Genomic DNA, 24174 nt, shown 5'->3' with positions numbered 1-24174 from the left:
TCCTTTCACGCCGGCTTCACGATAAACTTGGATTGTAGCGTCTACCGCCGAGCCCCATGTCCCGTATCCACCTGCTGCCCGATGCCCTCATCAACCAGATTGCCGCCGGCGAAGTCGTCGAACGTCCCGCCTCTCTCGTCAAAGAGTTGGTCGAGAATGCGCTCGATGCCGGCGCATGCGCCGTGGAGGTGACGCTCGAGCAGGGCGGCGTGCGCCGCGTCCGGGTCAAGGACAACGGCCACGGCATCGCGCGTGAGGAGCTCGCGCTCGCGGTCATGCGCCACGCCACGAGCAAGCTGCACACCGCCGAAGACCTAGAGCGCATCGCCACGATGGGTTTTCGCGGAGAAGCGCTCGCGGCGATCGCCTCCGTCTGCCGGCTCACGATCACCTCCCGTGCCCGGGGCAGCGAGCACGCCTGGCGGTTCGATGCCGTGAGCGGCGAACTCGCCCCGGCGGCCCTGGAATCCGGCACGGTGATCGACTGCACCGACCTTTACTACAACACGCCGGCGCGACGCAAGTTCCTCAAGAGTGAATCCACCGAATACGCGCACTGTGAGGAAGCTCTACGGCGCGTGGCCTTGGCGCGCCCGGAAGTCGCTTTCGCGCTCACCCACAACGCCCGCAGCGTGCTGCATCTCAAACCCGGCACCCCCCAGGAACGGCTCGCCGCCCTGCTGGGAGAGAAGTTCGTCGAGCACAGTCGCCCCGTAGAAGCCGCAGCCGGGCCAGTACGGCTCTTCGGCCGGGTGATCGAACCGCGGCATGCCGGGGAGAATCGTCCACCGCAATACTGGTTCGTCAACGGCCGCTTCGTGCGCGACCGAATGCTCAACCAGGCGCTGCGCCAAGCCTACGCCGACGTCTTGCATGGCTCACGTCAGCAGGCCTTCGCCCTCTTCCTCGCCATCGACCCGGCACTCGTCGACGTCAACGTCCATCCGGCCAAGATCGAGGTGCGCTTCCGCGATTCGCAGGCGGTGTTCCGTTTCGTGCTCGACGCGGTACGCCGGGCGCTCGCCCCGAGCCGCATCGTCCTCGAGCAGGAGAAAAACGATGGGGATGAATCGACGGCTGCCCCGAGCGAATCGCCCCCACCGCGACAGCCAAGCCTTCCCGCCTCTTCCGTGAGCGACGCTCCGACCTCGCGCGCGATCCCCCCTTCCGCTCCATCCCCGGTGCCGCGCCTGCATGACGCCGCCGCCGAGGCCGCCTATCTTTCTTTCGCCCGGTCGGCACTTGCTCCGGTGCAGGAAATGAATGAAGCATCGGTCGCGGCGCGCGCCAAGTCGAGCGCATTCGACGTCCCTGCCCCTGTCGCCGAGATCGCCTCCGACGATGCCATGGCCACGCCGCCGCTGGGCTATGCGCTCGCGCAACTGCACGGGGTCTATCTGCTCGCGCAGAACGCCGCCGGGCTCGTGCTCGTCGACATCCACGCCGCGCACGAGCGCATCCTCTACGAGCATCTGAAGGAATCCTGGGATCGCACGCCGAACGTGCAGCGCCTGCTCGTGCCACTCGTGCTCGCGGTCGATGCTCGGGAATACGCCACCTGGGAAGAACAGCGCAGCACGCTCGAGCGCCTGGGCTTTGACATCGGTGCCCTCGGGCCGGGGCAATTGGCCGTGCGCTCGGCGCCGGCGCTCCTCGCCCAGGGCGCGCTGGAACCCTTGCTACGCGCCCTGCTGCACGAGCTTTCCGAATTTCCACAAAGCCTTGCCGTCGAATCATTCCGTGATAAGATTCTGGCGACGATGGCCTGTCATGGGGCCGTACGGGCCAACCGCCCACTCACGATCCCCGAGATGAACGCGCTCCTGCGTGCCATGGAGCGCACCGAACGCAGCGACCAGTGCAATCATGGTCGCCCCACCTGGGTGCAATTGAGCCTCACCGAGCTCGACCGCTTGTTCCTGCGCGGACGCTGATCCGGCAATCCGACACGCCGCACCCTTTTACACCGCGCCGATTCCCGCTCGCCTCGGCGCCTCGTGTATTCGAGTATTACTATATTGTCATCAAACGAAAAAGGAGGTGACGCCAAGAAAAGCGTCTGGGTTCGTGATCCGAACCGAGCGAGGCCGTCGATTCCCCGGAATCGGCCGTCACGAAGAGACCATCGACCGCCCTCCCCCTGAAATCGTACCGGGCGATGCGCGGTCCCCAACGCAGGAGAACGCCATGAATGCGACCCTTCTCGACTCCAACACCTTCCCCGCCTTCGAAGTCTATACGGCCAGGGATCTCGAACGTATTCCGCAACTGGAGCGCCTGCCACGGCAAGCGCGCTTCGATATGCAAGTCGTATCGACCGTCCTACCCTTTCGCGTCAACCGCTACGTCGTCGAGCACCTGATCGATTGGGACGCCGTTCCCGACGATCCCATATACCAGCTCACTTTTCCGCAGCGGGGCATGCTCGCCGACGAGCACTATGAAACGATCGCCACCCTCCTAGAACGAGGCGCGGAGAAAGCGCAGTTGGAAGAAGCGGTAAAGCGCATTCGCCAGGCGCTCAATCCGCACCCCGCCGGCCAGATCGAACTCAACATTCCCCGTGACGACTCCGGCGAGCCCATCTGGGGGCTACAGCACAAATACCCGGAAACGGTGCTCTTCTTCCCGGCTCAAGGGCAGACCTGCCACAGCTACTGCACCTTCCGCTTCCGCTGGGCCCAATTCGTGGGTGACAAGACCCTGCGTATCGCCACCTCGCAGGCGCGTCAGCTCACCGAATACCTTCGCCGTCACCCCGAGGTCACCGACGTGCTCTTCACCGGGGGCGACCCGATGGTGATGAAAACCTCCCATCTCGCCGCCTATCTCGAGCCGCTGCTCGAACCCGAATTCGCCCACATTCGCAGCATACGCATCGGCACCAAGGCGCTTACTTTCTGGCCGTTCCGCTTCCTCGATCCCGATGAGGGCGACGCCTTGATGCGGCTCTTCGAGCGCGTGCTGGCCGCCGGAAAACACCTGGCGATCATGGCGCACCTCAACCATTGGCGCGAACTCGAACCCGAAGCGACGCAACGCGCCATCGCCAGACTGCGCGGCATCGGTGCGACCCTCAGAGGCCAGGCCCCCTTGATTCGCCACATCAACGATGACCCCGACGTCTGGGCGAAACTGTGGCAAAAAGAAGTGGAGCTGGGCATCATTCCCTACTACATGTTCGTGGAACGCGATACCGGCGCCAAGCAACACTTCGCCGTGCCGTTGGTACGCTGCTGGACGATCTATCGCGACGCCGCGAGCCGCGTCTCGGGTCTGGCGCGCACGGTGCGCGGCCCCAGTATGTCCGCCTCGCCGGGCAAAGCGGAAATCCTAGGGGTGAGCACGGTCGCCGGCGAACGGGTCTTCGTCCTGAGATTTCTCCAGGCGCGCGATCCTCAATGGACCTATCGCCCCTTCTTTGCCCGATACGACGAAAACGCCACTTGGCTAGACGAACTCGAACCCGCGTTCGGCGAACGGGAATGGTTCTGGAGCGCCGCGTACCGAAGCATGACCGAACGCCCCGCACCCGCCGTAGAACCCGTGAATTGATCCGGGCGAGTCGGTCACTCAGATCCAGCCCAAGCGATACAGGCCAAAGGCGAGCACGGCCAGCGCCACGCTCGCCCAGCCGAGCCGATCGACGATGCGGTGCAGCCTCGCCTCCATGCGCTCGCCCCCCCAACGCATCAGGGCCGCGACGAGGAAAAAACGCCCACCTCGCCCCACGAGGGAAGCCAGAGTAAAAGGCAGCAACGCCATCTGCGCCACCCCCGCGGCGATCGTGAAGACTTTGTACGGAATCGGAGAAAAGCCGGCGACGAACACTGCCCATACACCCCAATCGTCGAACCACGCCCGCGCCACGAGATAAGACGACCAATACGAGGAACCCTCGAGCCAGGGCCGGATCGTGGCGAACGCGAAGTAACCGATGGTGTAGCCGAGCAATCCGCCCAGCACCGAAGCCACGGTCGTGATCAGCGCCAATACCCAGGCACGGCGCGGGGAAGCCAGGGCCATCGGCGCGAGCATCACGTCCGGCGGCACGGGGAAAAACGAGGATTCGGCGAACGACAGCAGCGCGAGGTACCATGGTGCCCGCGGATGGCGCGACCAACGCATCACGCGATCGAAGAGTGCAGAGAAAATTTTCATCAAAAATCCAGCGAGAACGGGAAGACAATCGGCCGGATTCTATGCCATCCATGGAAAGAAGATGTACACCCCGCTGACTCGGAACGACATCCCCTGCATCCCCTGGCTGCTCGGCCCCACGGCCAGCGGCAAGACCGGCTTCGCGCTCGCGCTCGCCGAGCGTTTTTCGCTCGAGATCGTCAGCGTCGACTCGGCCCTGGTCTATCGCGGCATGGACATCGGCACCGCCAAACCGACTGTGCAGGAGCGCGCGCGCGTGCCGCACCACCTGCTCGATCTCGTCGAGCCGGAAGAAGCCTATGGGGCGGCGCGCTTTCTCGCCGATGCGCTCGCGGCGATCGGGGAAATTCTTGCCCGCGGACGGCTGCCGCTACTGGTGGGCGGCACCATGCTCTACTTCAAGGCGCTGCGCGAAGGTCTTTCCGACCTGCCGCCGGCCGACCCTCGACTGCGCGCCGAGATCGACGCGCGGGCCGCACGCGAGGGCTGGCCGGCGCTCCACGCCGAGCTCGCCCGCCTCGACCCTCAGGCCGCCGCCCGGCTCGCTCCCACCGATGCGCAGCGCATCCAGCGCGCGCTCGAGATCGTCCTTCTCACGGGCGAACCGCTCGCCGCGCGCTACGCCCGCCGCCCCCCGGCCGCCCACGGTTACCGCTGGCTACCGCTCGCGCTCGTGCCCACGGATCGGGCACGGCTGCACGAGCGCATCGCCGAGCGATTCCACGCGATGCTGCACGCCGGATTCATCGAGGAAGTGATGCGGCTGCGGCAGCGTCCAAACCTCACGCTCGCCCACCCGTCCATGCGCGCGGTGGGTTACCGCCAGGTCTGGCAGTACCTCGAAGGCACGATGGGCCGCGAAGCGATGATCGAAGCCGGCATCGCCGCCACGCGGCAACTGGCCAAACGCCAGCTCACGTGGCTGCGCCAGTTCGGCGAGAACTGGCCCGAGCTGCGTCGCTTCGATCCCTTCGCCCTGGAGACGCCACGGCGTTTGGCCGAAGCGCTGGCGGAAATGCGTTAGGCAGGAGAGCCCACGATGCGCGCCTGCGGCTCATCCCCCACGCGCGGCACCACCTCGCCGATGCGATAAACCGTCTCACCCTGCGCGCGCAGCAGGGCTTCTACCGCCCCCGCCTGCTCGGGTGCGACCACGAGCACCATACCGATGCCGCAGTTGAAGACACGGGTCATCTCCGCCTCGGCCACCTCGCCCTGCTCCTGCAGCCAGCGAAAGAGTGCCGGCCGGGGCCAACTCCCGAGATCGATGTGCGCGGCGAGCGGCTCGGCCAGGATGCGCGGCACGTTCTCCCTGAGCCCCCCGCCCGTGATGTGCGCAAGCCCCTTGAGCGCACCGGGCAGCTCGCGCAGCAACTCGAGCACACTGCGCACGTAGATGCGGGTAGGCGCCATCACCGCCTCGCGCAGCGGCTTGCCGTCGAGCACGAGTTCGGCATCGCGCGCCGCGTCCGCGCCGTAGCCTGCCTTCGCGAGCACGCGGCGGATGAGAGAATAGCCGTTCGAGTGCGCACCACTGGAAGCCAATCCCAGGAGCACGTCGCCGGCAACGATGCGCGAACCGTCGAGGATGGCCTCCCGCTCGACCACCCCGACGGCGAATCCGGCCAGGTCGTACTCCCCTTCGGGGTACATGTCGGGCATCTCGGCCGTCTCGCCGCCGATCAACGCGCAGCCGGCGAGCTCACAGCCGCGCGCGATGCCGGCCACCACCCGCGCCGCCACCTCGACGTCGAGCTTGCCGCAGGCGAAATAATCGAGAAAAAAGAGCGGCTCGGCCCCTTGGACGAGGATGTCGTTCACGCTCATCGCCACAAGATCCTGCCCCACCCCGTCGTGCATACCCCAGGCAAAGGCGAGTTTGAGCTTGGTACCCACCCCATCGGTGCCGGAAACGAGCACGGGATCGCGATAGCGCCCACCGAGCGCGAAGAGCGCCCCGAATCCACCGATACCGGCGAGCACTTCCGGGCGCATGGTGCGCGCCGCCAAGGGTTTGATGCGCTCGACCAAGGCATCTCCCGCATCGATGTCTACCCCAGCATCCCGATAAGTCAATCCTGTCACGTCGGCTCCTCTTGCTCAGCGTCCGGTTCCCCGGCGATAATTGACCCCTATATATCACTATCACGAGGCGGCCGTTCCGACCGAGTCCTCGCTCATGGCGAACGATCCAAAATTGTACGACACCGCATGAACGGCACACCCTCCATCCGCACAGAATTTTGGCTGTGGGGCGGGCTGGCGGCGCTCTTCGCGTTCCTCCTCTACTCGCTGTTGCCGGTACTGACCCCCTTCATCATCGGCGCAGTGCTCGCCTACATTTGCGGCCCCATCACCGACCGGCTCGAGGCACTGGGTCTGCCGCGCACCCTGGCAGCCTGGCTCACCATCCTCATCGTCGGCTTCCTGCTCGTAGCCGTCGTCTTGCTCGTGCTACCGCTCTTCTGGCGCCAGATCGCCATCTTCGTCCAACAGTTACCCGATTTGCTGGGGCGTCTCGATTCGTTCCTGCAGCACGTCGGGCAGCGCATCGGGGTCGACGTCGATCGCATCGACCCCGAGTTCGTGCGTGAATGGCTCAAAGAGCACTGGGACAGCGCACAAAATTGGCTGTTGCTGCTGCTGGGCAAACTCAGGAGCGGCGGCGCCGTGCTCATGGCTACGCTCATCAACCTCGCCCTCATTCCCCTGGCGATGTTCTATCTCCTGGTGGAAGCGCCGCACCTGCGTCGCACGCTGCTGCGCCTGCTGCCTCGACACTGCCAACAGCCCGCAGCGAAAAAGATGCGCGGAATCGACCGAGTGCTCTCCGAATTCCTCCGCGGACAGCTGTCGGTCATGGGCTCGCTCGCACTCTACTACAGCATCGGCCTGAGTCTAGCCGGACTCAATTTCGCGCTCCCCATCGGAATCATCACGGGGTTGATCGCCTTCATCCCCTACGTGGGCTACGGCACGGGCGTGGTCTTGGCGGCATTGGCTACCCTGATTCAGGGGCCGGAACCCATGCTCGTGGTGCCCGTCATTCTCGTCTTTACGTTGGGTCAAGTCCTGGAAACCTATGTCCTCACGCCTCATCTCGTGGGCGAACGCATCGGGCTTCACCCACTCGCGGTGATCTTCGTGCTGATGGCCTTCGCCCACTGGTTCGGTTTCGTCGGCATGCTCATCGCGCTGCCCACCGGCGCAGTGCTACTCGTCGTCCTGCGCGATCTACTCGCAGCATGGAAGCGCAGCAGCCTCTACCGCGGTCGCCCCGGAGGAGGCACGTGAGCACCCAGCTCGTGTTCGACTTCTTCGACGACGCGGCGCCGACTTTCGAACGTACCGTGATCGGCCGCAATGAGGAGCTGGTGGCGAGGCTGCAAACCCTGGTACTGGAGCGAGACAGCGGCCCGCTGCCCCCCTCGCACCTCTACCTCTGGGGAGCCTCGGGCTGTGGTCGCACCCACCTTTTGATCGCCACCGCCGAATTCGCCCAACGCAACGCCCGCCCGGTGCATTATGTCGCCGCCGAACATTTTCTTGGCGAAGCGCTGCCGGAGACGCCCGGAGCGATCCTGCTCATCGACGACGTACAGCGCGCCGATTCCGTCCTGCAACATGCGCTCTTCAACGCCTACAATCGTGCGCGGGAACTCGAGCAGCGCCTCGTGGTCACTGGCGACACCCCACCACGCAATCTCGGGTTGCGCGAGGATCTTCGCACCCGCATCGGCCAGAGCCTGGTGTTCCACGTCGAGCCGCTCGACGATGCCCAGCGGCTCGGTTTCCTGCAACAATGGGCCCAGGCGCGCGGCATGCAGCTCGAGCGCGACGTGGCGACTTACGTGCTGCATCGCATCGAACGCGACCCACGGCGGCTCGCCGCCTTCGTCGCGGCGCTCGATCGTCGCTCGCTCGAGCGGCAGCGCCCCGTGACCGTGGCGCTCGCCCGCGAAGTGCTCGCCGAACTGGGCGGGCAACCCCAAGGCGGCGAACCCGGTACAATGGCAAAGGAATGAAAGTGAACCTCACCCTCTTCGATCTCGACAACACCCTGCTCGCCGGCGATTCCGACTTCGAGTGGGCACAGTTCCTGATCCGCCGAGGTCTGGTCGATGCCGAGCTCTACGAAGCGAAGAACGCCGAGTTCTATGCCCAGTATCAGGCCGGCACACTCGACATCCACGCCTTCCTCGATTTCCAACTCGCCCCGCTCGCGCGCCACGAACGCCGTGAGCTGGAGGCGCTGCACGCCGAATTCATGCGCGAAGTGATCGAACCCATGATGACGCCGGCGGCCAAAGCCCTGGTACGCGATCACTTGGCCGCTGGCGACGTGGTGGCGATCGTCACCGCCACCAACGCCTTCGTCACGGGGCCGATTGCGCGCGCTTTCGGTGTCTGCCACCTCATTGCCACCATCCCCGAGCAGCGCGACGGACGGTTTACCGGCCGCTGCCGTGGCACGCCGGCCTTCCAGGCGGGCAAGATCGAGCGCGTCGAATCCTGGCTCGAATCGCTGGGGCTGTGGTGGACGAATTTTTCCTGCACTACCTTCTACAGCGACTCGCACAACGACCTCCCCTTGCTCGAACGCGTCGCCGAACCCGTGGCCGTCGATCCGGACGAACGGCTGCGCTCGCACGCACTCCGCCACGGCTGGCGCATCCTGTCGCTACGCCAAGCCGAGCCTTCCTCGGTCACGAGACATCCATGATCCGCAAACTCATCAAAAAAGTCATCGCCAAAGTCACCAAGCCGAGCGCCTCGACCCCGGCCGTTTTACCGGCCGCGCGCTATGGCATCACTCCCGAGCACATTTCCCCCGGCGCCCGCCTCGTGTGCGAGACGCTACATCGTCATGGCCATCAAGCCTATGTCGTGGGCGGCGCGGTGCGCGACCTGCTCTTGTCGCGCACGCCCAAAGACTTCGACGTCGCCACCGACGCCCACCCCGAGCAGGTACGAGCCCTTTTTCGCCGCGCCCACATCATCGGGCGCCGCTTCAAGATCGTGCACGTCTATCACGGCAGGGAAACGGTGGAAGTCACCACCTTCCGCGGCCTGCTCGATCCCGACCGCGCCCCCGTGGATGCACACGGCAGGCTCCTCGACGACAATGTGTTCGGCACGCACGCCGAGGACGCCCAGCGGCGCGACTTCACCATCAATGCCCTCTATTACGATCCGGTGGCGGGCGTGCTGCACGACTTTCACCATGGCGTGGGCGACATCGAGGCGCGTACCCTGCGCGTGATCGGTGATCCCGAGCAACGCTATCGCGAAGACCCGGTGCGCATGCTGCGCGCCGTACGGCTCGCCGCCAAGCTCGATCTCCTGATCGATCCGGCCGCCCGTGCCCCCATCCGGCGCCTCGCCCCGCTCTTGGAGAACGTCCCACCCGCGCGGCTCTTCGACGAAGTGGTAAAAATCCTTACATCCGGCCATGCGCTCGCCTGCCTCGAACGACTGCGCGAGGAAGGATTGCACGGCGGGCTGCTGCCAGTGCTCGACCTCGTCTTCGACCACCCTTCCGGCGAGCGCTTCGTGCGCCTCGCCCTGGAAGACAGCGACCGGCGCATCCGCGAAGGCAAGAGCGCCTCGCCCGCCTTCAGCTTCGCCGCCCTGCTATGGCCCCGGGTGCTCGAAGAATGGCGCCGACGCCAGGCTCAGGGCGAACCGGTCTTCCCTGCCATGGAAGCCGCGATGGACACCGTGCTGGAGACGCAAGCCGAGTCGCTCGCGATCACGCGCAAGCTCGCCGGCGACATCCGCGAGCTGTGGATGATGCAACCGCGCTTCGAGCGGCGCGCCGGCAAAGCCCCCTATCGCCTCATCGAGCAGCCGCGTTACCGCGCCGGCTGGGATTTTCTCTCGCTGCGCGCCAAGGCGGGCGAAGTGCCCGAGGAACTGCCGCGCTGGTGGCAGCGCTTCGCCTACGGCGATGAGGCCGAGCGGGCGGCGCTACTGCGTGAAGCGCGAAGTACCGGCGAGACACCGGCCAAACGCAAGCGCCGCCGCCGTCCGCGCAAAGCGCAATCGGCCGTGCGCGAGATGACCGAGATCACCCCCACGCCGGACGCTCCATGACCCCCGTCCTCGCCCATGTCGCGCTCGGGGCCAATCTCGGTGACGCCGAAGCCACGGTACGCGCGGCGATCGCCGCCTTGGGACGATTGCCCCACACCCAGCTCGTCGCTGCCTCCTCGCTCTACCGCACCGCGCCGGTAGGCGTTCCCGAGCCGCAGCCGGATTACATCAACGCGGTGGCGCGCGTGGCCACGACGCTGCCGCCGCATGCCTTGCTCGACGAACTCCTCGCGCTGGAAGCGCGCTTCGGCCGCGTCCGCCCCTACCGCTGGGCGCCGCGCGCGCTCGATCTCGACCTGCTGCTCTACGGCGAACTCGTACTCGCATCCTCCCGCCTCACCTTGCCCCATCCGCGGCTGCATCGGCGCGCCTTCGTGCTCGAACCGCTGCTCGAACTCGACCCCTTCCTGGAAGCCCCGGGCCTGGGGCCGCTGTCGGCCTGGCGTGAGCGGCTGAGCGACCAGGACGTCGAACGCCTCCTTCCCCATCCTGCATGATCCTCTTGGAGTCGCAGCCCATGCTCGACAAGGCCCGCTACCTCGTCATCGAAGGACCGATCGGCTGCGGCAAGACGCGGCTGGCGCAGAAGCTTGCCGAAACGCTCGCCCTGCAGGCGGTGCTGGAAACCCCCGAGCGCAATCCCTTCATCGGTCGGTTCTATCAACACCGCGAACGATGGGCGCTGCCCTTGCAGCTCGACTTCCTCTTCCAGCGCCTCGAAGCGCTCTCGAGCGTGACCCAGATGCTCGCCGCCGGGCAGCGCGTGGTAAGCGACTTCATGCTGCAGAAAGACCCTCTCTTCGCCGAGCTCAATCTCGAGGCGGACGAATACGCCCTCTATCGGCGCATCCATGAGCGGATCGTACCCGCGAATCTGCCGAAGCCCGATCTCGTCATCTACCTGCAGGCGCGCCCGGAGACGCTGGCCGAACGCGTCGAGCGTCGCGCCTGGACGGTCGAGCGCGGCATCACGCTCGATTACCTCACCGACGTCTGCGCCGCCTACGCCCGTTTCTTCTACGATTACAGCGCCTCCCCCTTGTTCATCCTGGATGCGGAAGTGCTCGACCCCATCCACGAATCGGGCGACTTCGCCCTGGTGCTCGAGCGCCTACGCGGAATGCGCAGCCACCGCGAGTATTTCGGCTACGCCTGAGCGGCGCGGGTTGTGCGCCGCGATGAAATGCGCCACAATCGCCCGCGTTCCCGTTGTACGGAGGAGGCGATGAGCGCCCAACCCCTCGATGACCGACCCATCACCCTCACGCGGCTCGCCGAGATGCGTGCCGCCGGCGAGAAGATCGCCATGCTCACTTGCTACGACGCGAGTTTCGCCACGCTCCTGGAGCGTGCCGGCGTCGACGTCCTGCTCGTGGGCGATTCGCTGGGCAACGTCGTGCAAGGGCAGAAGAGTACCCTGCCGGTGACGATGGCCCACATGGTCTATCACACCGAATGCGTGGCCCGCGGCGCCCGGCGCGCCTTCATCGTCACCGATCTGCCGTTTGCCTCTTACCAGGAAAGCCCGCAGCAGGCGCTGCGCAACGCCGCCGCCCTCATGGCCGCCGGGGCGCAGATGGTCAAGCTCGAAGGCGGGCAAGTGATGGCCGAGACGGTGCGTTTCCTCGTCGAACGCGGCATTCCGGTGTGCGGGCACATCGGCCTCACACCGCAGGCCGTGCACCAGCTCGGCGGCTATCGCGTACAGGGGCGCAGCGAGGAAGACGCGCGCCGCCTCCTCGAAGACGCCCTGGCACTGGAAGAAGCCGGAGCGGCACTCCTCGTCATCGAGATGGCCCCGCGCACCCTGGGTGCCGAGATCAGTGCCAAACTGTCGCGCACGGCCACCATCGGCATCGGCGCCGGGCCCGAGTGCCACGGCCAGGTGCTGGTGCTGCACGACATGCTGGGGATCTACCCCGGGCGCAAGGCCCGTTTCGTCAAGAACTTCCTCACCGGCCGCGATTCGGTCGAAGAAGCGGTGCGTGCCTACGTGCGCGAAGTGAAGGAAGGGACGTTTCCCGCCCCGGAACACTGCTACTGAGGGTTCGTCATGACCACGATTTCGCCGCTCACGACCGTGGCCGAAGTCCGTGCCCTGCGCCCCTCCCTGGGACGCGTGGCGCTGGTGCCGACCATGGGCTGCCTGCACGAAGGGCACCTCGCGCTGGTGCGTCAGGCGAAGACGCTCGCCGACACGGTGGTGGTGAGCATCTTCGTCAACCGCCTGCAATTCGGTCCGAACGAGGATTTCGACCGCTATCCGCGCACCCTGCCGCGCGACCTGGAGCTGCTCGCCGCCGAGGGCGTGCATCACGTCTTCGCCCCCAGCGAAGCGGAAATGTATCCCGAACCGCAGACCTACACCGTGACGCCCCCGCCCGAGCACACCGACATCCTCGAAGGCGCCGTGCGCCCCGGGCATTTCCGCGGTGTAGCCACCGTGGTCACCAAGCTCTTCGGCATCGTGCAGCCCGAAGTCGCCCTCTTCGGCAAGAAGGATTACCAGCAGCTCATGGTGCTGCGCAACCTGGTGCGCCAGCTCGCCCTGCCGGTGACGATCGTCGCGGGCGAGACGGTACGCGCCCCTGATGGTCTTGCACTCTCCTCACGCAACACCTATCTTTCAGAAGCCGAACGTGCCGAGGCGCCGCGCCTCTATCGCGTCCTCACTCGCATCGCCCACGCGGTGCGCGCCGGAGCCGCCGACCATGCCCGGCTGGAAAAGGAAGCAATGGCCGAGCTCACTGCCCACGGTTGGCAGCCGGACTACGTCACGGTGCGCCGCCGCGTCGACTTGCAGCCCCCCGCGCCCGGCGAACGGGAACTCGTCGTGCTGGGCGCCGCGCGCCTGGGCAGCACGCGGCTCATCGACAACCTCGAGATCTGAATCGCGCGCTTCAGCGCGGCGTATAGCGCAACCCCACGAAGGCGCTCAAGCCGGGCGTATTGTAGCCTCGCACGCTTTCGTAATTCTTGTCGAAGAGGTTGTCGATGCGCGCCTCCAGCTTCAAGTCCGGCGCGAAACGATGGCTCGCCACGAGGTTGAAGAGGCTGTAGGCGCCGAGCTCACCCCCTCCTGCGTGAGGGGATTCGAGCCGACGCCCCACCCCTTGCCATTCCACCCCGAAATCAAAGGCTCCCACCGTACGCCACAATGCCGCCGTGGCACTGTGGCGAGCACGCCGCGTCAAGCGGGTATCGTTGACTTCGTCCACGGCCAGCAGCCAGTCGTAGCTCGTGCGCCACTGCCAGCCCGCCGTCGCCCCTTCATAGGCGAGCGTGGCACCTTCGAAGCGCGCTTTGCCAACGTTGACGTAGCGTCCGCTCCACGAGCCCGTGGCTACCCAGTCGATCAGATTTCTCACCTCATTACGAAAATACGTGAGGCTGGCAGAATGTCCTCCTCGTTCCCACGCGAGTGCGACTTCGCGGTTACGAGCCTTTTCCGGCTGCAAGCTGGCATTGCCCGAATAGACGTCGAAGAGTTCATAGAGCGATGGCGCTTTGAAGGCTGTCCCTAGGCTCGCGTGCGCACGCCATTCATGGGTGATCTGATAGCCGTACGCCACGGCATAGGAGTTCTCGCCCCCAAAAGTCGAATGCTCGTCGCGCCGCCCGCTCAGATGCCAGCGGTGCGGACCGTGGTTGCCGTTCCACCCGGCCACGGCCGAGTTGATGGCGATCGATTCATCACTGGGCATTCCGCCCAAGAGGGGCGCTTTTTGCTCGAAGCGCTCGAGCGCGAGCATGGCCCGCCCCAGAGGCAGGCGAACATCGTTCTGCCAGACGTATTGATCGTTCTCGGTTCGCATCCGGCTGGACCAAGAGGAAACGTATTTACGCCAATCCAGGGAGTGGCCAATGCGTAGCGTACTCGTCCAATGTTCATTAAATGCGTTTCGCGTATAGACCTGCCACTGTTGCGTGCGAAAATCTTCGTACGCATCGATTTCACTGGTGGGCGGACTCTCGTCATAATGTACCCGCCCGTCGTTTTGCCGCAGCACGAAGCCCATCTCGTGGCCGGCGAGCGGCGTGAGCACGAGCGAGGCGGTGCCGCCGCGGTTGCGGTAGGCGTCGTCGTCGGCGTCGCGCCCGGAAGCGTTTTTCATGGCGGAGAAGCCGCCGCTATGGCTTTGCTGGAAATCCGCCCGCAAGCGGACGAGTTCGTTGCCTGCGGACAGACCGACGCTGCCCTGCGCCGTGTCGTACGAACCGTAACCGGCAAACGCCTCGGCCGACAGGCCTGGGGCACCGCGTCGGGTGAAGATTTGGATCACGCCGCCGATGGCATCCGCCCCATACATCGTCGCGGCGGGCCCGCGCAGGATCTCGATGCGCTCGACGTCGGCCAGCGAGAGGAAACGCAATGCAGAGCCGTTGGAATCGGTCGAATTGATCGGGATGCCATCGACCAGCACCTTGGTCTGATTGGGACGAGCCCCACGGACGTATACGCTGGCGGCATTGCCCGGCCCCCCGTTGCGCGTCATCTGGATGCCGGGTTGACGCGCGAGCAGATCGATGATGGTCTCGCTTCCCGCGCGCTCGATCTCCTCGCGCTCGATCACCGTGACGTCGGCGAGGATCTCGGAGACCCGCGTCTGCTGACGCGTGGCCGTCACGACGACCGGCTCCAGCGCTTCCTGCGCCCCGACCTCGAAAGAAAAAGACGACAAAAGCAGGCTCGGCGGCAGCGCGGCCACCAAAGATTTGACGAAGCGATTCACATGATTCCCCTCGGCCGGCCACCCCGCCGGCCCAAATGGAAAGCCCACCGCAGGCGAGCACCTCGCCCGCGCCCTGCGTTCCTGGCCGGTCTCCGGGCTTGCGAGATTTGACGCGCCGCCTTCCCAGGCCTGAAACCCAGTGGCGTTTCGGCGCGCCCGCACTCGCCTACCGTTGCGGGGGCAGCAGCGGCTTTGCCGGAAGCACTCCGGCGCACCGCTTTCCCGTTTCACCGCGCCGGGAGAACCCCGGCCGCGGCACCAGAAACGTGAGGGACGATTCTACCTCAAGGCGCCCCGACCGCCTCGTCGGCCATGCGCTCGAGGATCTCGCGCACTTCGGCCGAACGAACCTGGCGGCGGGTCGCCTCCAGCACGGGCGCGAAGGAATCGCGATACGGTTCGGCCCAACGCCGCCAGCGCTCGAGCGCACGGGCAAGGCGCGATCCCACGATGGGGTTGGTCGCATCGAGCCGCAGCACCGCTTCCTGCCAGAAGGCCCAGGCCGGATCGCCGGCCGCGCAGGCTTCGGCGAGGTTGTTGGCGAAGAAGTTGAGCACCAGGGCGTAGACCTTGTTGGGGTTGGTCCAGCGAAACGCCCGATGATCCGCCAACCGCCGCACGCGCTCGAGCGTCCTTCCCGGCGCACCATGCCATGACCAGCGCATCGCCTGGCGGGCGAACCACTTGTCGAGCACCAGATCGTCTTCGGCATAACGCGACTCGAAGGCGGAGAGCAGCGCCTCGCCCACGGCCTCGTCCGGGTGCGTGAGCGCGGCATCGAGTGCCGCCAGCCGCTCGGTGAGATTGTCCGCGGCGGCAAACGCGCGCGAGCAGCGTTCGTCCTCACCCAGCAGCGCCTCCATGCGCCAGGCAAACGCGGCGAGCGCACGCCGGCCGGCTTCCAGCGGATCGTAGCGGTAGGGACGAGCGGCTCCGGAATCCCGCCAGCGGGGCCACAGCTCGGCTCCAGCCCGGGCGAGCGCGTGCGAGGCGCGCACGAGGGCGGCACGCAGGCGCACCGGGTCGGCCGGCGTCATCGCCTCCAGCAACCAGCGCTCGCTGGGAAGCGCCGCGGCCTTGACGCGGAACATCGCATCGAGCGACTCGTCGGCGAGGAGCTGCCTCCAGGACGCGACGAACCCCTCGTCCAGGGTCTCGGCTTCACCCCGCGCCAGCCGCAGCACCTGGCGCTGCGCCCAGCTCTGCGCCGCATCCCAGCGGTTGAAGGCGTCCGAATCGTAGGCCATGCGGTGGCGCAGCGCCTCGTCCGGCTCATCGAGCATCAGCCGCACCGGTGCCGAAAACCCGCGCAGCAGCGAAGGCAACGGCTTCGGCCCTGGCGGCAGACCAACGAATTCGAGCGCGAGCGTCTCCCCGGTCAGGGTGAAGAGGCGGGTCCTCGCCCCCACCGCGGTGTCGCGCGGCGCGATCGGCCGCATCCCTCCGGCTGGCGGCGCTTCGGGTGCGGGTACGGCATCGCGCTCGTCGGCGAGCACGAGCGGCAGGTCGCGGCCATCTGCGCCAAGCAAGCCCAGGCGGATGGGCAGCACCACCGGCCCTTTCTCCGGTTGTCCCGGCGTGGGCGGAGTGAATTGCCGCAGGCGCAGCGTGTAGCGCCCAGCGTCGCCGTCCCAGTCTTCCTCGACCACCAGCCGCGGCGTCCCCGCCTGCTCGTACCAGCGCAAAAACGGCGTCAGGTCGACGCCATTCGCCTCGGCCATGGCCGCGACGAAATCCTCGCAGGTCACCGCCTGGCCGTCGTGGCGCTCGAAGTAACGATCCATCCCGGCGCGAAAGCCGGCCTCCCCCAGCAAGGTGTGCAGCAGCCGGATCACTTCGGCGCCCTTTTCATACACGGTGGCGGTGTAGAAATTGTCGATGGCGCGGTAGGACTGGGGACGGATGGGATGCGCCATCGGCCCCTCGTCTTCGGGGAACTGCGCCGTGCGCAGCGTCTGCACATCCTCGATGCGTTTCACCGCCCGGGCCGACGCCGCTCGCTCGGGCCCCACGGCCTGGGCCAGCTGGTCGGCACTGAACTCCTGCTCGCGGAACACCGTGAGCCCTTCTTTCAAAGTGAGCTGGAACCAGTCGCGGCAGGTGATGCGGTTCCCCGTCCAGTTGTGGAAATACTCGTGCCCCACCACGGCTTGCACCGCGGCGTAGTCCGCATCGGTGGCCGTCTCGGGGCTCGCCAGCACGTATTTCGTGTTGAAGATGTTGAGCCCCTTGTTCTCCATCGCCCCCATGTTGAAATCCGACACCGCCACGATCATGTAGCGGTCCAGATCCAGCACGCGGCCAAAGCGGCGTTCGTCCCAGCGCAGCGCCGCCTGGAGCGACTCCAGCGCCCAATCCGCCCGCGGCAGGTGTTCGTCCTTGACCCACACCTGCAGCAAGGCACGACGCCCATCGGCCAGCCCCACTTCCCGCTCGATGGCTTGCAAATCGGCCGCCACCAGCGCGAAGAGATAGCACGGCTTGGGGAAGGGATCGACCCATACCGCCCGATGCCGCCCTCCGGGCAAACGCACTGTCTCCTGCAGATTGCCATTGCTGAGCAGCACCGGATAGCGCGCCTCGTCTGCCTCCAGCGTCACGTGAAAGCGCGCCATCACGTCGGGACGATCGGGAAACGGCGTGATGCGACGAAACCCCTGCGCCTCGCACTGCGTGAACAGCCCCGTGCCCGAGCGGTACAGCCCCGAGAGCGCCGTGTTGCGCGCCGGATGAATACGCACCACCGTTTCCACCCACGCCTCGGGCCCGCGCGCCCCATAGAGGCGCAAGCCCGAATCGTCATATACGAACCCGCGTCCCCCCGGCCCGGACTGCGGCGAAAGCGGCTCGCCGTCGAGCGTCACCGAGACGAGCTCGAGCTCCTCGGCATCGAGTACGATCGGCTTCGTTTCGCTCACCCCCTTCCCGCGCACGCAGTGCAGCCGCGCCCGCACCTCGGTCGTCTCCTCGTCGAGCGTAAAGGAGAGCCATACCTCGCGCACCGACCACTGCGGCGGCCGATAGTCCTCGCGTCGGATCAGATGTTCCGTCATGGTTCGTTCCTCATCGTTTCGGCGGCAGCAGCACGAGTCGCGTGCCGGCCAATCGGTCATGCAAGAATTGTCCCTCGGCATCGACCAGGGCCCACAGTACCCCAAGCCCCGTCAGCCACGAAGGCCAGCAGAGCACATAGCGCCACGAGCACTGCCGCAGACGCGGCGGCGCACCCTCAGGGGTCACCAGGCGCAAGCGCCAGGTCTGCATCGCCAGCGTTGCCCCCAGGCGCCACCAGCAGCCGACGAAATAGGCACCCAACAGCACGAAAAGGTGGAGAAAAAGCCAACCGCCGGCGGCGATCTTTCCCCAGAGCGTCCCGACCAGGATCCACGGCAGCATGAATCCGACCCCCACGATGCCTCCCAACAACAGCAGCTCGTAGAGGGCGGAAGCCAGCCGCCGTGGCAGCGGCGCGAGCACCGCCACGGTCTTGCATCCCTCGTTTTCCATGTTTCGCTCCGAATTGGTCAATACAGATGCCGTAAGGCATGGAAGACGCGCTGTTCACCACCACGTTTACGGCCGTCTCGGCGAACCCTCCGTTGGTGAAGAGCCGAAAACCCTCCCACGGCCAAGATCCCTACACCCGGCAGCGGCACCACCTGCACCACCGCCCACGGGGCACTCCCGGCCAACACAGCCCAGAGCAAATGAGATTTATAAGTCATTGCAGGATGATCATCGTTACTGCCTGGGATCGATGAGCACGGACTTTATCATTTTCCCAGAGTACAAGCCTGCACTTCCTCCACCGCCCCCTCGCAAAAGCTCACCAGCGTCCCCGGCGGAATCGGAGTCCAGGTTTCGTTGTCGGTGAGCGGCGTGGTGGCGATCACCGCCACGCGATCCCGAGGCGTGGTCACCTCGCTGAAGTCCATCGTCAAGTCCTCGTCGCACAGATGCGCCGCAGCAAAGGGCGCCTGGCGCACGAGATGGCACAGACGGGTCGAGGCATGTGCGTAGAGCCGCTCACCGTTGGAGAGCAGAAAGTTGAATTCCCCGTGCGCGGCGATTTTCCCCACCACCTCGCGCAGCGTGGCGAAGAGCGCCGCCGGTGCCGGTGGTCCATCGGGAAAACGCCGCGCCAAGGTATCGAGCAGGTGGCAGAAGGCCCGTTCCGAATCGGTATCCCCCACGGGCAGGAAACGGCCGCTCAAAGGAGGCACATAGTCGAGGAGATTGCCGTTGTGCGCAAAGACCCAATAGCGTCCCCACAGCTCGCGCACGAAAGGGTGCGTGTTCTCCAGCCGCACCACCCCTTGCGTGGCCTTGCGGATGTGGGCGATCACGTTGAGCGAACGGATGGGGTAGTGGCGCACGAGCTCGGCGATCGGCGAATCTGCGCTCGGCTGTGGATCGAGGAAGACGCGCACGCCGCGGCCCTCGAAAAAAGCGATCCCCCAGCCGTCGCGATGGTGGTCGGTGCGTCCGCCCCGCGCGCGGAAGCCGGTGAAGGAAAAGCAGATATCGGTGGGAACGTTGCAGTTCATGCCAAGCAGCTGGCACATGGACAGACCTCACGAGGACGACGTGGTAACGACGGAAGACAGTCTAACGCAACCGGACTTTTGCTTGACCATGACTCCACCTCTCGTTATAATCTCATGTTCTTCCATACTCTTTTTTTCGGAGCAGCGCCATGTACGCGGTCATAAAAACCGGCGGCAAGCAGTATCGCGTCACCGTCGGCGAAAAGATCAAAGTAGAACAGATACCTGCTGAAGTGGGCGCCGAAATTTCCCTGGACCATGTCCTGATGGCCGGTGAAGGTGATTCGGTGAAAATCGGCACGCCCGTGCTCGAAGGTGCGCGCGTGAAGGCCACGGTCGTCGCCCACGGCCGGCACCCCAAAGTGCGCATCTTCAAGATGCGTCGCCGCAAGCACTACCAAAAGCACCAAGGCCACCGGCAGAATTACACCGAATTGCACATTCAGGCGATCGAAGCCTGATCCCATTGCGCGAGGACAACGACCATGGCACACAAAAAAGCGGGCGGCAGTTCCCGTAACGGCCGCGACTCCGAATCGAAACGGCTCGGCGTGAAGCGCTACGGCGGCCAATTCGTGATCGCCGGCAACATCATCGTGCGGCAACGCGGCACCCAGTTCCACGCCGGCGACAACGTCGGCGTCGGGCGCGACTACACGCTCTTCGCCCTGAAAGACGGTATCGTCGAATTCACCGTCAAAGGTCCGAAGCAGCGCCGCTACGTCACCATCCGGCCGCTCGAAGCCTGATTCACTGCGCCGCCACCGCGGCCCGAAAGTTCGTGATTGTGCGGAAAGCCTCGTCCGGCGCACCGGGTGAGGCTTTCCCTCTTTGGAAGACCCATGAAATTCATCGACGAAGTCCGCATCGAAGTCATTGCCGGCAAGGGAGGCGACGGCTGTGCCTCGTTTCGCCGGGAAAAGTTCATCCCCAAGGGCGGGCCCGACGGCGGTGACGGCGGACGCGGCGGCAGCATCTGGTTCGAGGCCGACGAAAACCTCAACACCCTCATCGACTACCGCTACACTCGGCTCTTTCGCGCCAAGCGGGGCGAAAACGGCCGCGGCAGCGACTGCTACGGCGCCTCCGGCGAGGACATGACGCTGCGCGTGCCGGTCGGCACCCTGATTTTCGACGACGAGACCGGCGAGCTCCTCGCCGACCTCGCCCGTCCGGGCGAGCGGGCGCTCATCGCCAAAGGCGGCCGCGGCGGGCTGGGCAACCTCCATTTCAAGTCGAGCACCAACCGTGCCCCGCGCCAGCGCACCCTCGGCGAGCCGGGCGAACATCGTCTGCTGCGCCTCGAACTGCGCGTGCTCGCCGACGTGGGGCTGCTGGGGCTACCCAACGCGGGCAAATCCACCTTCATCCGCGCCGTCTCCGCCGCGAAGCCCAAAGTGGCCGACTACCCTTTCACCACGCTCCACCCCAACCTCGGCGTGGTCCGCACCGACGTCAACCGCAGCTTCGTCATCGCCGACATCCCCGGCCTGATCGAAGGGGCGAGCGAAGGCGCCGGACTCGGTCACCGTTTCCTGCGCCACCTGCAGCGCACGCGCCTGCTGCTGCATCTCATCGACCTCGCCCCCCTCGACCCGGAGGCCGACCCGGTACACGATGCGCACGCACTCGTCGAAGAGCTGCGCCGCTATGACGAGGCGCTCGCGGCCAAACCCCGCTGGCTCGTGCTCAACAAGATCGACCTGATCCCGGAAGACGAACGCGAGGCCCGCATCGCCGCGTTCCTCGACGCCTACGGCCCTGCGCCGCGCCACTTCGCCATCAGCGCGGCCACCGGCGAAGGCTGCCAGGCGCTCGTCTATGCGGTCCAAGAAGCGCTCGACGCGATGAAAGCCGAAGCGCCCGCGCCCCAGGATCCGGAAAATGCTCCGGACGACCTCGACGAGGCCGAGCATGACGAATCCTGACCGCCGCGCGGCGCTCGCCGCCGCCAAGCTGCTCGTCGTCAAGGTCGGCAGCGCCCTCGTCACCGCCGACGGCCGTGGTCTGGATCACGAGGCGATTCGCGGCTGGGCGGCCCAGATCGCCCGCCTCTTCGACGAAGGACGGCGCGTGTGCCTCGTCTCCTCGGGAGCGATCGCCGCCGGCATGCAGCGCCTGGGCTGGACGCAGCGCCCCAAAGAGACGGCGCTGCTGCAAGCGGCCGCCGCCGTCGGCCAAGCGGCATTGGTCGATACCTACGAGTACGCCTTCCATCCCTACGGTCGCCATACGGCCCAGATTCTCCTTACGCACGCCGATCTCGCCGATCGCACGCGCTATCTCAACGCCCGCAGTACCCTCAAAACCCTGCTCGATCTGGGCGTGGTGCCCATCATCAACGAGAACGACACCATCGTCACCGACGAGATCAAGTTCGGCGACAACGACACGCTCGGGGCCTTGGTGACCAATCTCATCGACGCCGACGCCCTCTTCATCCTCACCGACCAGCAAGGGCTCTACACCGCCGATCCGCGCGTCCACCCCGAAGCCGAACTCGTGCGCGAGGGCAACGCCGAAGATCCGCGCTACGCCGCAATGGCCGGCGGTGCCGGCTCCGCGATCGCCAAGGGCGGCATGATCACCAAGATCCGCGCCGCCGCCCGTGCCGCCAAGAGCGGGGCGCACACCGTCATCGCCTCCGGGCGCGAGCCCGACGTGATCGTGCGCTTGGCCCACGGCGAGGCGCTAGGCACACTCCTCTACGCCGAACGCAGTCGACTCGCTGCCCGTAAGCAGTGGCTCGCCGATCATCTCAAGCTCGCCGGCACGCTGCACGTCGACGCCGGCGCCGCCCGGGCGCTACGCCAAGGCAAGAGCCTGCTGCCAGTGGGCGTGACCCGGGTAGAAGGAGAATTCGTGCGCGGCGCCGTCGTCGCCTGCCTCGACCCCGAAGGGCATGAGATTGGCCGCGGTCTCATCAACTACGACGCCGCCGAGGCCCGCGCCATCATCGGCCTGCCCTCGCGCCGGATCGCCGAGCGGCTGGGTTATATGGCCGAGCCCGAGCTCATCCACCGCGACAACTTCGTGCTCACCGGCTGATTCATCGCAGCAGGCTCAGAATCCCCCCCAGCGTGAGCGCCGAACCGAGCGTGGTGAGCGAGATGAGGCGCGCCACCGCCGGCGCATCTCCCCCGAGGCGGCTCGCCAAGATATAGGCCGAGCTGGCCGAAGGAAGTGCCGCGAAAAGAATCAGCATCTCGCGCGCCAAGCCCTCGATCCCCCACCACGTGGCGATGCCCCAGGCGATGGCCGGCAAGGCCAGCAGCTTGATCGCCACGATACCCCAGGATGCGGGCCGCAAGAGCGAACGATCGATCCGCAACGCAGCTCCTACGCCGATCAGCCCCATCGCCACTGCCGCCGCCCCCAAGCGCCCGAGCAGGGTATCCATGGCCGCCGGCAAGGGAAGCCCGGCGAGATGATAGGCTGCCCCAGCAAGCGTCGCCAACACCAGCGGGTTCGTTCCCAAAGCGCGCAAAGTGGCACGCACGCCCCCACGGCTCATCGACCCCACGGCCAAGACATTGACCAAAGGCACCATCGTGCCACACACCGCCCCCATGAGGGCCGAGCCGCTCGCCCCGGCCAATTGTCCGGCGAGCGCCATTCCCATGTACGTGTTGAAGCGATAGGCGCACTGGATCTGCGAGGCCGCGCGCACCGGATTGGGATCGATCGCCCGGCGAAGCATCCAACCCAGCGCGAAGCCGGCCAGTACCGTCACGGCGGCCGCGCCGAGCAAGGCCAGCGCACCAGCGCCCAAGGTCGGCGCATTCGCCAGCGAGCGAAAGAGCATCGCCGGGAAGAGCACGTAATACACCAAGCGTTCCACACCGCTCCAGAATTCCGGCTGCACCATCACCCAACGCGCCAGGATCGCTCCCAACACGATCAAGGTGAAATCCGGCAAAACGAGCAAAAATCCCTCCACCGTCGTGCATCCTTCGTCGACCAAAGACGTCATTGTACGGACTCTCGCCCCCGGGGTACGACATGCTCCAGGGCAATCGCATCAAATCTCTGTAAGGCCGAGGAGCGCCTGGCGGTAGGCATCAGAAGAGGCGGCAAGGATGCGTCGGGTACGGATACCGCCTTTGCGGGCTGAGGTGTCCAGGCGAAAGAGGTTGAGCACGAGCCGGCGGACGAGGGCGAGATTGGCGCCGGCGTTGCGGGCGCGAGCGCGCATCTGGTCGTCGTTGAGCGAGACGTCGAGGCTCCAGTGCAGGCAGTTCTCGATGCTCCAGTGTGCTCGTACCGCATGGGCGAGCGTTTCGGCCTCGGCGGCGATGCTGCCGAGGTAGAAGCGGCGCTCGAGGCTAGTCTTACCCTCCAGGGTGCGTTCGACTTCGATGACGCCGAACATCTTCAGATCCGGCCATTGCTGGGGATTGGACAGGCACTCGAGTTGCGAGAACGCCCAGCATCGCCGCAACTCGATGCGTCCGTGGTCTTTCTCGACCGATTCAGTATAGGAGTGAGCAACGCCCTGCCAGCTCGCTGCCTGGCCGAGATTGTGCAACCTTTTTTCTGTAAATTTTCGTGGTGTTGGTCATGACGCCGAGGTTACGGGTTGAGGTTGAGATAGACCTTGCCGGTCATCCACTCGTCGTCGAGTTCGGCCAGCAGCG

General features: G+C 65.9%; 23 protein-coding genes and 1 riboswitch. Of the genes, 15 read left to right on the top strand and 8 right to left on the bottom strand.

Annotated elements, in window-relative coordinates:
• Positions 1-56 precede the first annotated feature (56 nt).
• Complete coding sequence (gene mutL / locus EPD81_RS09760; RefSeq protein WP_142805255.1) at positions 57-1934, top strand: DNA mismatch repair endonuclease MutL; 1878 nt, start codon at positions 57-59, stop codon at positions 1932-1934.
• Between the two features lie 253 nt (positions 1935-2187).
• Positions 2188-3555, top strand: coding sequence for a KamA family radical SAM protein (locus EPD81_RS09755; RefSeq protein WP_142805254.1), 1368 nt, complete (start codon positions 2188-2190; stop codon positions 3553-3555).
• Between the two features lie 18 nt (positions 3556-3573).
• Here the strand turns inward: EPD81_RS09755 and EPD81_RS09750 are convergent, their stop codons facing one another.
• Positions 3574-4161 (bottom strand): YqaA family protein, encoded by a 588-nt coding sequence (locus EPD81_RS09750; RefSeq protein WP_142805253.1) that lies wholly within the window; start codon positions 4159-4161, stop codon positions 3574-3576.
• A gap of 61 nt (positions 4162-4222) precedes the next feature.
• Between EPD81_RS09750 and miaA the strand changes: the two genes are divergently transcribed.
• Positions 4223-5185, top strand: coding sequence for a tRNA (adenosine(37)-N6)-dimethylallyltransferase MiaA (gene miaA / locus EPD81_RS09745; RefSeq protein ID WP_142805252.1), 963 nt, complete (start codon positions 4223-4225; stop codon positions 5183-5185).
• On the opposite strand, the gene purM is transcribed toward miaA, so the two are convergent.
• Complete coding sequence (gene purM, locus EPD81_RS09740) at positions 5182-6246, bottom strand: phosphoribosylformylglycinamidine cyclo-ligase (protein WP_142805251.1); 1065 nt, start codon at positions 6244-6246, stop codon at positions 5182-5184. The two genes, miaA and purM, sit on opposite strands and share 4 nt — an antisense overlap.
• A gap of 126 nt (positions 6247-6372) precedes the next feature.
• Between purM and EPD81_RS09735 the strand changes: the two genes are divergently transcribed.
• From EPD81_RS09735 to panC, 8 genes are all read left to right on the top strand, one after another.
• Positions 6373-7455 carry an AI-2E family transporter gene (locus tag EPD81_RS09735; RefSeq protein WP_142805250.1) on the top strand — a complete coding sequence of 361 codons (1083 nt, stop codon included), beginning with the start codon at positions 6373-6375 and terminating at the stop codon, positions 7453-7455.
• Positions 7452-8186 (top strand): DnaA regulatory inactivator Hda, encoded by a 735-nt coding sequence (gene hda, locus EPD81_RS09730; RefSeq protein WP_169114905.1) that lies wholly within the window; start codon positions 7452-7454, stop codon positions 8184-8186. The genes EPD81_RS09735 and hda overlap by 4 nt, the downstream gene beginning before the upstream one ends.
• A gap of 2 nt (positions 8187-8188) precedes the next feature.
• Positions 8189-8884, top strand: coding sequence for an HAD family hydrolase (locus EPD81_RS09725; RefSeq protein WP_142805248.1), 696 nt, complete (start codon positions 8189-8191; stop codon positions 8882-8884).
• Positions 8881-10257 (top strand): polynucleotide adenylyltransferase PcnB, encoded by a 1377-nt coding sequence (pcnB, locus tag EPD81_RS09720; protein WP_142805247.1) that lies wholly within the window; start codon positions 8881-8883, stop codon positions 10255-10257. Before EPD81_RS09725 ends, pcnB begins: the two co-directional genes overlap by 4 nt.
• Positions 10254-10754, top strand: a complete 501-nt coding sequence (folK, locus tag EPD81_RS09715; protein WP_142805246.1) for a 2-amino-4-hydroxy-6-hydroxymethyldihydropteridine diphosphokinase — start codon at positions 10254-10256, stop codon at positions 10752-10754. Before pcnB ends, folK begins: the two co-directional genes overlap by 4 nt.
• A gap of 20 nt (positions 10755-10774) precedes the next feature.
• The gene (locus EPD81_RS09710; protein ID WP_142805245.1) at positions 10775-11413 is read left to right on the top strand and encodes a deoxynucleoside kinase; all 639 of its coding nucleotides are present in this window, start codon (positions 10775-10777) and stop codon (positions 11411-11413) included.
• A 69-nt stretch (positions 11414-11482) separates the two neighbouring features.
• Positions 11483-12301, top strand: coding sequence for a 3-methyl-2-oxobutanoate hydroxymethyltransferase (gene panB / locus EPD81_RS09705; RefSeq protein ID WP_142805244.1), 819 nt, complete (start codon positions 11483-11485; stop codon positions 12299-12301).
• A gap of 9 nt (positions 12302-12310) precedes the next feature.
• Complete coding sequence (panC, locus tag EPD81_RS09700; RefSeq protein WP_142805243.1) at positions 12311-13147, top strand: pantoate--beta-alanine ligase; 837 nt, start codon at positions 12311-12313, stop codon at positions 13145-13147.
• A gap of 10 nt (positions 13148-13157) precedes the next feature.
• Here panC and EPD81_RS09695 read toward each other — a convergent pair whose 3' ends face one another.
• The 4 genes from EPD81_RS09695 to EPD81_RS09680 all read right to left on the bottom strand — a co-directional run bounded on the left by EPD81_RS09695 (position 13158) and on the right by EPD81_RS09680 (position 19555).
• On the bottom strand, positions 13158-14990 hold the full coding sequence (locus EPD81_RS09695) for a TonB-dependent receptor domain-containing protein (protein ID WP_185955423.1): 1833 nt from the start codon (positions 14988-14990) through the stop codon (positions 13158-13160).
• A 65-nt stretch (positions 14991-15055) separates the two neighbouring features.
• A riboswitch (cobalamin riboswitch) is annotated at positions 15056-15268 on the bottom strand.
• Between the two features lie 6 nt (positions 15269-15274).
• Positions 15275-18043 carry an aminopeptidase N gene (gene pepN, locus EPD81_RS09690; RefSeq protein ID WP_142805241.1) on the bottom strand — a complete coding sequence of 923 codons (2769 nt, stop codon included), beginning with the start codon at positions 18041-18043 and terminating at the stop codon, positions 15275-15277.
• Positions 18044-18053: 10 nt separating this feature from the next.
• A complete protein-coding gene (locus EPD81_RS09685) occupies positions 18054-18497 on the bottom strand; it encodes an RDD family protein (RefSeq protein WP_142805240.1) in 444 nt (147 codons plus the stop codon).
• 266 nt (positions 18498-18763) lie between these two features.
• Positions 18764-19555 carry a class II glutamine amidotransferase gene (locus EPD81_RS09680; protein ID WP_142805239.1) on the bottom strand — a complete coding sequence of 264 codons (792 nt, stop codon included), beginning with the start codon at positions 19553-19555 and terminating at the stop codon, positions 18764-18766.
• A 131-nt stretch (positions 19556-19686) separates the two neighbouring features.
• Between EPD81_RS09680 and rplU the strand changes: the two genes are divergently transcribed.
• From rplU to proB, 4 genes are all read left to right on the top strand, one after another.
• Positions 19687-19998 (top strand): 50S ribosomal protein L21, encoded by a 312-nt coding sequence (gene rplU, locus EPD81_RS09675; RefSeq protein ID WP_142805238.1) that lies wholly within the window; start codon positions 19687-19689, stop codon positions 19996-19998.
• Between the two features lie 24 nt (positions 19999-20022).
• A complete protein-coding gene (rpmA, locus tag EPD81_RS09670; RefSeq protein WP_028874847.1) occupies positions 20023-20286 on the top strand; it encodes a 50S ribosomal protein L27 in 264 nt (87 codons plus the stop codon).
• A gap of 93 nt (positions 20287-20379) precedes the next feature.
• The gene (gene cgtA / locus EPD81_RS09665) at positions 20380-21465 is read left to right on the top strand and encodes an Obg family GTPase CgtA (protein ID WP_142805237.1); all 1086 of its coding nucleotides are present in this window, start codon (positions 20380-20382) and stop codon (positions 21463-21465) included.
• Positions 21452-22585: a glutamate 5-kinase gene (proB, locus tag EPD81_RS09660; RefSeq protein WP_142805236.1), complete on the top strand. Its 1134-nt coding sequence runs from the start codon at positions 21452-21454 to the stop codon at positions 22583-22585. Before cgtA ends, proB begins: the two co-directional genes overlap by 14 nt.
• A gap of 1 nt (position 22586) precedes the next feature.
• Here the strand turns inward: proB and EPD81_RS09655 are convergent, their stop codons facing one another.
• Positions 22587-23510, bottom strand: a complete 924-nt coding sequence (locus EPD81_RS09655) for an AEC family transporter (RefSeq protein ID WP_221929288.1) — start codon at positions 23508-23510, stop codon at positions 22587-22589.
• A 48-nt stretch (positions 23511-23558) separates the two neighbouring features.
• Positions 23559-24065 (bottom strand): ISAs1 family transposase, encoded by a 507-nt coding sequence (locus EPD81_RS09650; RefSeq protein ID WP_142805234.1) that lies wholly within the window; start codon positions 24063-24065, stop codon positions 23559-23561.
• Positions 24066-24174: the final 109 nt, after the last annotated feature.

Source organism: Tepidiphilus sp. J10, from assembly GCF_006980785.1.
GTDB classification, from domain to species: Bacteria; Pseudomonadota; Gammaproteobacteria; order Burkholderiales; family Rhodocyclaceae; genus Tepidiphilus; species Tepidiphilus olei.
The sequence above is the reverse complement of the archived record's forward strand: the minus strand, read 5'-3'. Positions and strand labels throughout refer to the sequence as shown.